The sequence below is a fragment of the Rosenbergiella gaditana genome (assembly GCF_018494065.1).
Lineage (GTDB): Bacteria > Pseudomonadota > Gammaproteobacteria > Enterobacterales > Enterobacteriaceae > Rosenbergiella > Rosenbergiella gaditana.
Genome location: NZ_JABBFR010000021.1, coordinates 25215 through 35690 on the forward strand (window position 1 = coordinate 25215; position 10476 = coordinate 35690).

Sequence of the window (10476 nt, forward strand, 5' to 3'; positions counted from 1 at the left end):
AACTTGATAGCGGCATAGGTCAACATACTTTCTAAGGTTTTTACTAATAGAGAGGAAAGCATGGCTGATCATCTTATTGATTGCGACTGTGCCTCACAACTCGGACAGATGGTTAAATTGGCTCGGCAACAACGACCAGAAAAAGTGATTTTTCAAACATCTTTAATGAGCGCCTTACTCAGTGGTGTTTATGACGGTTCAATGACCGTTGCTGATCTCCTTGAAAAAGGGGACTTTGGTTTAGGTACGTTTAATCATTTAGACGGCGAGCTGGTCGCGATCGATCATCATATTTATCAACTTAAGTCTGATGGCAGTGCGCAACAGGCGAGGGCTGATCAACAAACCCCCTTTGCGGTGATGACCTTCTTTCAACCGGACTATCACCTTGAACTGGTTCAGCCCATTTCACGGCAAGATATTCATCGACTGATTAACCAACATTTACCTTCAGATAATGTGTTCTGTGCATTACGTATAGAGGGTGACTTCCTACACGCCGAGACGAGAACAGTCCCTGAACAGTGTCGGCCTTACCGTCCAATGCAGGAGGCGATTACCGAGCAACCCCTCTTCACCTTTACCCAGAAAACTGGATCGGTGATTGGCTTTCGTACGCCGCAATATATGCAAGGGATCAATGTCGCGGGTTACCACGAGCATTTTATTACTGCTAACCGGCAAGGTGGCGGCCACCTCCTCGACTACCAGTTACTTTCCGGACAGCTCACTTTTGGAGCCATCCATAAACTGGTGGTCGATCTTCCCACCGATCATGAATTCCTTAGTGCCGACCTACACCCTGATGACCTCGATCAAGCTATACGCGCAGTAGAGAGTTAAGTGGAGATGATGATGCGTAACAAAATCCAAGATAAGCAGTGGCAATCCGGTGCAGACCTCGTCGTCGCACAACTCGAAGCACAAGGTGTAAAGCAGATATTTGGTATTCCTGGCGCTAAAATTGATCGCGTTTTTGATTCGTTGGTCGATTCTTCTATTGAGATGATCCCGGTTCGTCATGAGGCGAATGGTGCCTTTATGGCCGCAGCTGTCGGTCGTTTAACCGGAAAGGCTGGAGTCACGTTAGTTACCTCAGGTCCGGGATGCTCTAACATTATTACCGGCGTTGCGACCGCGACCAGTGAAGGGGACCCAGTGGTCGCGATAGGCGGAGCAGTGAAGCGTTCCGATAGCGCAAAACAGGTACACCAGAGCATGGATACGGTGGGGATGTTTCGCCCGATCACCAAATACTCAGTGGAAGTGAATTCAGCCGATGCGCTAAGTGAAGTGATTAATAATGCTTTTCGAAAAGCAGAGCTAGGGCGACCAGGCGGAACCTTTGTTAGTCTGCCGCAAGATATTATCAATGATCCGGTGCGGGGCCATACGCTACCGGTTATCCCTTCAATGAAACAAGGCTCAGCACCCTATAATGATATAAAAGCACTCGCCAAACAGATTGCACAGGCGAAGAACCCAGTTATCTTGTTGGGATTGATGGCCAGTCAAACCGAAAATGTCCAGGCACTTAAGCAGTTGTTAGATGCGAGCCATATTCCTGTAACCAGTACTTATCAAGCGGCAGGGGCGATCACCGAAGAGCACTTTAGCCGCTTTGCAGGCCGCGTTGGGCTATTCAATAATCAAGCTGGGGATCAGTTATTACGCCAAGCTGACTTAGTGATCACCATTGGATATAGCCCAGTCGAGTACGAACCTGCTATGTGGAGTGATGGTAATGTTGCCCTTGCCCATATCGATGTGGTACCTGCGGAACCTGATAATTATTATATTCCTGACATTGAGCTAATCGGGGATATTGCTCAAACCTTAACGATATTAACGCAACATATCTCTGGCCCGCTTATCCTCAGCCCAGAGACCAGCTTGGTATTAGAAGATAGACAACTACAGCGGCAAATTCTCTCTACACACGCTCACACATTGAACCAGTTTGCGATACATCCTTTACGTATCGTACGCGCCATGCAAGACATCATTAATAATGATGTGTCGTTAACGGTTGATATGGGGAGTTTCCATATTTGGATTGCTCGTTATCTTTATAGTTTTCGTGCACGACAAATCATTATCTCTAATGGACAACAAACAATGGGGGTGGCGCTGCCTTGGGCAATTGGCGCTTGGCTGGTGGATCCCTCACGTAAAGTCGTATCGGTATCGGGAGATGGCGGTTTTATGCAGTCCAGTATGGAACTGGAAACGGCAGTGAGATTAAAAGCCAATATTTTGCACATTATCTGGGTGGATGATGAGTACAACATGGTGGCGATGCAAGAACAAAAAAAATACCAACGCGTTTCCGGGGTCAAGTTTGGGGCTATCGATTTCAAAGCTTATGCACAAGCATTTGGTGCAGCAGGGTTTGCAGTGGAAAGCACTGAGCAGCTAGAGCCAATTTTAAAACGCGCAATGGATGTGGAAGGACCTGCGGTCGTAGCGATTCCTGTGGACTATTCAGATAACCCACGGTTAATGGAAGCGCTGCATCTGAGTCAAATTATCTAAGAAGGATTATAGGGTGGGGCATCTTGTGGTATTAGTGATAGGTGCAGGACAAGGCATTGGTGAAGCGATTGCACTGCGGTTATCTCGTGACGGATGTGATGTGGCCGTGGTTGATCTCGACTCGCAGGCCGCCGCCAACGTCAGCAAAAAAATTGAGCAGGCTGGTGGCAAAGCGTTAGCTATTCAGGTAGATGTTGCTGATCGAGCGCAGGTGTTTGCCGTGCGGGGATTACCCCAAACTGCTGCGCGTGATTTGGCCCTGCTGTCTGGCCTAGACAGTGGCGACACTCTTTTTCCCTTACCCCTTCATAAAGACTTCGGTTAAAAGCTGATCCCACAGGCATTTATTCAAGTAATGAAATGCAGCGTTGCATCAATTATTTGGTGTATATCACTATTTCAGCGAATCGATTCGATGGCTATCACGTTTTTCTATTTAGTCCATTGAGCAAGCGATCTGTCTTGGTTCATGCTACTACAGCGAAACGTTTCGCTGAGGAGCGAAGTATGAACAAAGGCCATCTATTACATCCCGACATTGCCCATATTGTCACGAAACTCGGTCATTTTGAGACCCTGACGGTTGCCGATGCGGGGTTGCCTATTCCGCTAGGCCCTACACGGATTGACCTCGCTTTGACTCAAGGCGTCCCAAGTTTTCGACAAGTGATTGAGGTGGTTGCCGCCGCCATGCAGATCCAAGCGGCACATATTGCTGAAGAGATCGTTGAGCATAATCCGCAGGCCCACCAGCAGTTGCTTGCATTAATCGATCGCTTATCAGCAGAGCAGGGGCAAGAGGTGGATATTTTCTACGTCTCCCACGATCACTTTAAATCCTTAACCCAACAGTCACGTGCCGTGATACGTACCGGGGAGTGTACCCCTTATGCCAATGTGATCTTTACGGCAGGAGTCACTTTTTAAGATGGAGACTCAATGCCTATTAGCCCTCACCCATATTGAAAAGTCGTTCCCAGGGGTTAAAGCGCTGAATGGTGCATCCCTGTGCGTCAAGGCCGGACGCGTGATGGCATTGGTTGGCGAAAACGGGGCCGGAAAGTCGACCATGATGAAGATCATGACTGGAATTTATCAAAAAGATGCTGGAACTTGCCAGTGGTTGGGGAAAGAGACGGTATTTGCTGGCCCGAAACAGTCACAAGAAGCGGGCATCGGTATTATTCACCAAGAGCTTAACCTGATTGGCACGCTGACAGTAGCTGAAAATATTTTCCTAGGCCGAGAGCCACGACTCGGCCTCGGGCGTATCGATTGGACAACGATGTATCGCGAGGCCGATCGCTTACTTACTCGACTCAATTTACGTTTTTCGAGCAAAGTGCTGGTGGATAGCTTATCGATCGGCGATCAGCAGATGGTCGAAATCGCTAAGGTATTGAGCTATCAATCAAAAGTGATTGTGATGGATGAGCCGACAGATGCCCTTACCGATACGGAAACTTTAGCCCTATTCAATGTTATTAACGAATTAAAAGCCCAGGGCTGTGGCATCGTCTATATATCGCATCGCATGAAAGAGATTTTTGATATCTGCGATGATGTGACCGTTTTTCGAGATGGCCGGTTTATTGGCGAGTATCCGGTTGATGCTATCGATGAAGAACGCCTGATTGAACTGATGGTAGGTCGAAAACTCGATGATCATTATCCTCATATCGATAAAAAGCCTGGAGAGATACGCCTAGCGGTCAAGCAGTTATGCAGCCCTGGTATCCACAATATTAGTTTTACGTTACGGAGTGGCGAGATCCTCGGCATATCAGGATTAATGGGGGCGGGTCGTACTGAGCTCATGAAAATGATCTACGGCGCCCACTCGAAAACCGCCGGCGAGCTTTTGTTGAACCAGAAGCCGATTCGTGTACGAACCCCGCAGCAAGGACTTAAACAGGGCATCGTCTACATTTCCGAAGACCGTAAGCGAGAAGGACTGGTTTTAGGGATGTCGATCAAACACAACATGTCACTCACAGCCCTGCCTTATTTCTCAGGACACGGCGGATTATTGAAACATCGTGAAGAACGCCTGACCGTTGGGGATTTTATCCGATTATTCAATATTAAAACCGACTCAATGGATAAAACAATCGGCTTGTTATCGGGAGGGAACCAACAAAAGGTTTCTATCGCGCGGGGGTTAATGACGCAACCGAAAGTCCTGATCCTTGATGAACCGACTCGTGGCGTAGATGTTGGCGCAAAAAAAGAGATTTATCAGCTGATCAACAAGTGTAAAGACGAAGGGTTAAGCATCATCTTGGTCTCTTCGGAAATGCCCGAAGTCTTGGGGATGAGTGATCGCATTTTGGTGATGCATGAAGGGCGTGTTAGTGGCGAGTTTACTCGGCAACAGGCGACTCAAGAGAAACTTATGGCAGCCGCCGTCGGCAAGCAGCATAGCGAGGACTTAGTAATATGAAACCCACCACAGCTAAACTCCCGTTATGGCACGGCATTCGCGAGCAAAAGTCACTGATCGCGCTACTGATATTGATCGCGGTAGTGGCGACGCAAAGTAGTAATTTTTTCACCCTAGCGAACCTCTTCAATATCCTGCAACAAACCTCAGTAAACGCCATTATGGCGGTGGGGATGACCTTAGTGATTTTGGCTGCCGGTATCGATTTATCGGTTGGGTCTTTATTGGCTTTTACCGGAGCCTTAGTCGCGTCGTTAATCGGCCACGAGATCAATGCGCTACTGGCAGTTGCTGCGGCCTTGATTGCCGGTGGCCTCATCGGCGGTGTAACAGGGATGGTGATTGCATGGGGTAAGGTTCAAGCCTTTATCGCGACCTTAGTGATGATGCTGTTACTCCGTGGCGCCACCATGGTCTTTACCGATGGAAGCTCGATCAGTACTGGGTTTAGTGATAATAGTGATCATTTCAGTCTTATCGGTATTGGACAGTTGGCTGGCGTACCTGTTCCCGTATGGATAATGGCGATTGTCTTTATTGCGGCGTGGTATCTGCTCAATCATACCCGTTTGGGACGATACATTTATGCGCTGGGCGGCAATGAGGCCGCGACCCGACTTTCGGGAATTAATGTTAATCGTATAAAAATCACGGTTTATGCCCTCTGTGGTGCGCTAGCCGCCTTGGCGGGGACGATTGAGGTTGCCCGCCTCTCCTCGGCACAGCCTACCGCCGGGACGGGATACGAATTGGATGCGATTGCTGCAGTCGTATTAGGCGGTTGTAGCTTATCCGGTGGACGAGGGCGTATTACCGGAACCTTGATTGGCGCATTAATTCTAGGGTTCCTCAATAACGGGTTAAACCTGATGGGCGTCTCGTCGTATTTCCAAATGATAGTCAAAGCCATTGTTATTCTGCTGGCCGTGCTAGCAGACAATAAAAGTCACCAATAACTGTTCGCTTTTTAAGGGTATTTCAGATGAAAAAATTAACGGCTATTTCGCTTTTAATGAGTACGATGATCTGCGGTAATGCACTGGCCAAAGAGACATTAGGATTAGTGGTATCGACCTTAAATAACCCCTTCTTTGTCTCCCTAAAACAAGGGGCTCAGCGTGAGGCCGATAAACTCGGCTATGACCTAATGGTGGTCGACTCGCAGAATAACCCCGCACGCGAGCTCGCTAACATCCAAGACTTAACAGTGCGCGGCACTAAGTTATTACTGATCAACCCGACGGATTCTGATGCGGTGGGAAATGGGATCAAAATTGCCAACCAGGCAAAAATCCCCGTCATTACTCTTGACCGTGTCGCAACGAAGGGAGAGGTGGTCAGTCATATTGCCTCTGACAATGTAAAAGGCGGTAAGATGGCGGGTGACTTTATTGCCCATAAATTGGGTGAGGGGGCTAAAGTCATACAGTTGCAAGGTATTGCAGGCACCTCGGCTTCACGTGAGAGAGGGAAAGGATTCGCTGAGGCCGCACAAGCTCATCATTTTACGCTTTTGGCTCGTCAGCCCGCTGATTTTGACCGGACTAAAGGCTTAAATGTGATGCAGAACTTGTTACAGGCCCATAGTAATGTCCAAGCAGTCTTTGCGGAAAATGATGAAATGGCCCTAGGCGCGTTAAGAGCCTTACAGACCGCCGGACGAAAAGATGTGCTGGTGGTCGGTTTCGATGGCACAACAGACGGGATTGCGGCAGTGAAACGAGGAAAAATGGCGGCCACGGTCGCACAATTACCCGAGCAAATTGGTGTCACTGGCGTTGAAAATGCCGATAAAATTTTGAAAGGTCAGACGATACCTAAGATCATCCCTGTCGATCTTACCCTAGTCACTCCTCAATAATGATAACCGCGGTACCAGGAATTGCTACCGCGAACGGACGGCGATGATGCAAGCAAATAAAAAAATGGTGGTGCTCGGCAGTATCAATATCGATCATGTCCTACAGGTTCCGCATTTCCCAAGGCCGGGTGAGACTTTGTCCGGAAAACAGTATCAGATGAGCTTTGGCGGAAAGGGGGCCAATCAAGCCGTAGCTGCTGGACGCAGCGGTGCATCAATCGCCTTTATGGCTTGCGTTGGCGAGGATGAGGTTGGGCATGCGGTCCGCGAGCAGCTAGCGAAAGATAATATTGATATCTCGGCGATTGAGGTGACTAAAGGTGAGGCCACCGGTCTTGCGATGATTTACCTCGATAATCAGGGAGAAAATACTATTGGTATCTATCCCGGCGCGAATGCCTCCCTGACAAAAGCCTATGTCGAGAAATACCAACAGGTCATCATCGATAGCGCAACATTATTACTTCAGCTTGAGACGCCATTAGAAAGTGTATTGGCGGCTGCACGGCTTGCTAATCAACATGATATTTTAACTGTCTTAAATCCAGCACCGGCGCAACCGTTAAGTCATGAACTGCTCTCGCTGATTGATATTATTACCCCCAACGAAACCGAAGCTGAAGCCTTGACGGGTATCTCCGTCCAGACCGATAAAGATGCCGAGCAAGCCGCTCGTTGCCTACATAATAAAGGCATCGATACCGTTATTATTACCTTGGGAAGTCGAGGCGTTTGGCTAAGTGTGAAAGGGCAAGGGCAACGCATTGCGGGTTATGAAGTTACCGTTAGAGATACGATTGCTGCAGGCGATACGTTTAATGGTGCTTTCCTGTGTCGCTATATTGAAACGGCTGATTGGCACCAAGCAGTAGATTTTGCGCAAGCTGCGGCGGCTATTGCTGTTTCTCGCCAAGGGGCACAAACATCGATACCTTGGCGTGATGAAATCATCGATTTTTTAAAATAATAAGGGCAGCGCGTTGGCGACGATAAAGGATGTTGCACGGAGAGCGGGGGTGTCGACTTCCACGGTTTCACACGTCATTAATCAAAATCGGTTTGTTAGCGATGAAATTCAGCAACGGGTTTTAGAAGCTATCGCCAAACTTAACTATACACCCAGCGCGTTGGCACGAAGTCTCAAGCTTAATCAAACTCGTACTATCGGTATGCTGGTCACTACCAGTAGTAATCCTTTTTATGCAGAAGTGGTAAAAGGGGTTGAGGATAGCTGTTATAAGCGAGGTTATAGCTTGATCCTCTGTAATACCGCGGGGGATGCTCAGCGTATGTGTCGTAGCCTTGAAACATTAATTCAAAAGCGGGTAGATGGTTTGTTGCTGATGTGTAATGAGGGGCATGCCGCACTCGCTCCGTTATTGCAACGTTATCCGGCATTACCGATAGTCATGATGGACTGGTCTCCACTTACTGGGTTGAGTGATGTTATTGAAGAGAATGCGTTACTCGGTGGGGAGTTAGCGACCAAACATCTGATTGATAGGGGGTATAAGCATCTTGCTTGTATTAGTGGCCCCTTAGATAAAAGTCCGGCGCGACGACGTGTAGAGGGCTTTAAGCGCGCACTGCTTAGCGCGGGTCGTGATATTAATGAGGAGTATATCGTACAAGGCGATTTCGAATTCTCTGGCGGGATGTCGAGTATGCAGCAGTTATTAATGCTAACTCCTCGACCTGATGCGGTCTTTGCCTGTAATGACGCGATGGCGGTCGGCGTGTATCAAGCCTTGTTCCGTGCCGGACTGACGATACCTGATGATATTGCGGTGATTGGCTATGATGATATCGCATTATCGGAATACCTTACCCCGCCTCTAACGACCATTCACCAACCTAAAGATACTCTTGGCCAAGTCGCTATCGATTTATTACTTCATCGAATCGAAGAGAAAAAAGGGGGAGCACCAGTTTCTTGGGCGCTCACACCCGAATTGAAGGTCAGAACATCGACCTAGCTTTTCTTTGCCGGTCTCTTGATCAGGTTTTCCCCATCACTCTTCTTTAAGACTAAGAAGGTGCTGCCAGCGATTACCGTAACAATGCCCATGGTAATAAAGGTGGCTTGGAATTGCCCTTCCGTTGTCGACTGATAGCCCTGCCAAAAGCGTAACACGGCGGCGCTAACACTGACGCCAAAACTGATGGCTAATTGCTGAGTTACCGCTAGCACGCTATTGCCACCACTGGCATGTTCATCAGTAAGGTCTGCTAAGGAGATGGTGTTCATCGAGGTGAACTGTGTAGACATCGCCATACCAATTAGGAACAGGGGCGGCAGTAACCAAAGGATGGAGTGTTGAGCAGACTGTAGGGCAAAGCTCATTATCAGTAAGCCAATCATGGCGCTAATACCGACTAGCGTTCGGCGATAACCTTGACGGCGAAGCAGCGGAGTCACCGTCGATTTGGCTAAGATTGCCCCTGCTGCGGTGGCAATCATGATAAAGCCAGCGTAGAGCGCGGAATAGCCAAAAGCGACTTGCAGTAATAAAGGTATAAGGAAGGGAATACATCCGGTACCCAGTCGCGAGGCAACATTGCCAGCTATACCCACGGAGAAGGTGCGAATTCTAAACATCGCAAGGTTGATTAAAGGCATCTTGTACTTAACAGCATGCTTTATATAGAAAACGAGAAGTAAAACGCCCACGACCATTGCCGTCACAGCAACACTCAATGAGACTTGTGCTTCACCTAATAATTCTACACCGATCGATAGCGCGACAATCGAACCACTAAATAGAAGAAAGCCAAGTGAATCAAATTTCCGCTTCGGTACCGTAAAGTCTGGCATGTATTTACGGGCGAAGAAAATCCCGATCAGTGCGATAGGAATATTAATCAGGAAAATCCAATGCCAGCTGGCGTATGTCACAAAGAAGCCGCCGAGCACAGGCCCCATAACCGGACCCAGTAACCCAGGCATGGTGACAAAATTTAAAATAGGTAAAAGCTCATTTCGAGGATAAGCGCGTAATAAGGTGAGCCGAGCGACGGGCATCATCATCGCGCCGCCGATTCCTTGGATCACTCGAGAGATAACCAATAGCCCAAGCGAGTTCGATAAGGCGCAGGCGAGAGAACCTACGGCAAACAAGGTGACGGCACAAATGAATACCTTTCTCGTTCCACACCTATCGGCTAGCCAGCCACTTACCGGAATTAACATTGCGACGGTTAGCGAATAACTAATAATAGTGGATTGCATGGCGAGGGGCGAACGGTGCAGACTTTCGGCAATAGCGGGTAGTGCGGTATTTAAGATGGTGGCATCTAATGCCTGCATAAAGAAAGCCATCGCCGCAATCCAAGGCAATCCGCGGAGGTCGCTGGTGGAACGAACCATTGAGAGGTCCTTTATTTATTGAATTAGTCTGCTAAGTATACGCATCTTGGGCGGAGAGTTGAGGCGTAATTGAAGTAATGCTGTCATTTTATTAACGTAGTGAGGACAATTTGTTATAAAAAACAGCGATTTTATTAGGGTTTTGTCTGATAACTGAACGTTTGGTTTGATTTATCACCACTCAGTAAAAAAGTTTAAATAATCCCTTGCGCTCTGAGCGGAACTCCCTATAATGCGCATCCACTGACACGGCAAAGCGAGATACGCAGC

General features: G+C 48.2%; 9 protein-coding genes and 1 pseudogene. 9 read left to right on the top strand and 1 reads right to left on the bottom strand.

The genetic code is table 11. The features are described from left to right. The first annotated feature begins 60 nt into the window (after positions 1-60). The 9 genes and pseudogenes from budA (at position 61) to rbsR (ending at position 8815) form a co-directional block, all read left to right on the top strand. Positions 61-843: an acetolactate decarboxylase gene (gene budA / locus HH682_RS13205; protein ID WP_214238004.1), complete on the top strand. Its 783-nt coding sequence runs from the start codon at positions 61-63 to the stop codon at positions 841-843. Positions 844-855: 12 nt separating this feature from the next. Next, on the top strand, positions 856-2535 hold the full coding sequence (gene alsS / locus HH682_RS13210; protein ID WP_214238005.1) for an acetolactate synthase AlsS: 1680 nt from the start codon (positions 856-858) through the stop codon (positions 2533-2535). Between the two features lie 13 nt (positions 2536-2548). Continuing rightward, positions 2549-2755: pseudogene (locus tag HH682_RS13215) on the top strand (SDR family NAD(P)-dependent oxidoreductase); the annotation flags it as partial. A 287-nt stretch (positions 2756-3042) separates the two neighbouring features. Further along, positions 3043-3462: a D-ribose pyranase gene (rbsD, locus tag HH682_RS13220; protein ID WP_214238007.1), complete on the top strand. Its 420-nt coding sequence runs from the start codon at positions 3043-3045 to the stop codon at positions 3460-3462. Position 3463: 1 nt separating this feature from the next. Then, entirely contained in the window at positions 3464-4978 is a 1515-nt protein-coding gene (gene rbsA / locus HH682_RS13225) for a ribose ABC transporter ATP-binding protein RbsA (protein WP_214238008.1), read from the top strand. Further along, the gene (gene rbsC, locus HH682_RS13230) at positions 4975-5934 is read left to right on the top strand and encodes a ribose ABC transporter permease (RefSeq protein ID WP_214238009.1); all 960 of its coding nucleotides are present in this window, start codon (positions 4975-4977) and stop codon (positions 5932-5934) included. Before rbsA ends, rbsC begins: the two co-directional genes overlap by 4 nt. Before the next feature lie 26 nt (positions 5935-5960). Beyond that, positions 5961-6839, top strand: coding sequence for a ribose ABC transporter substrate-binding protein RbsB (gene rbsB, locus HH682_RS13235; protein ID WP_214238010.1), 879 nt, complete (start codon positions 5961-5963; stop codon positions 6837-6839). Positions 6840-6885: 46 nt separating this feature from the next. Further along, positions 6886-7806 (top strand): ribokinase, encoded by a 921-nt coding sequence (gene rbsK / locus HH682_RS13240; RefSeq protein WP_214238015.1) that lies wholly within the window; start codon positions 6886-6888, stop codon positions 7804-7806. A gap of 13 nt (positions 7807-7819) precedes the next feature. Beyond that, positions 7820-8815, top strand: coding sequence for a ribose operon transcriptional repressor RbsR (gene rbsR / locus HH682_RS13245; RefSeq protein WP_214238011.1), 996 nt, complete (start codon positions 7820-7822; stop codon positions 8813-8815). Here rbsR and HH682_RS13250 read toward each other — a convergent pair. After that, positions 8812-10206: a DHA2 family efflux MFS transporter permease subunit gene (locus tag HH682_RS13250; protein ID WP_214238012.1), complete on the bottom strand. Its 1395-nt coding sequence runs from the start codon at positions 10204-10206 to the stop codon at positions 8812-8814. The genes rbsR and HH682_RS13250 overlap by 4 nt on opposite strands. Positions 10207-10476: the final 270 nt, after the last annotated feature.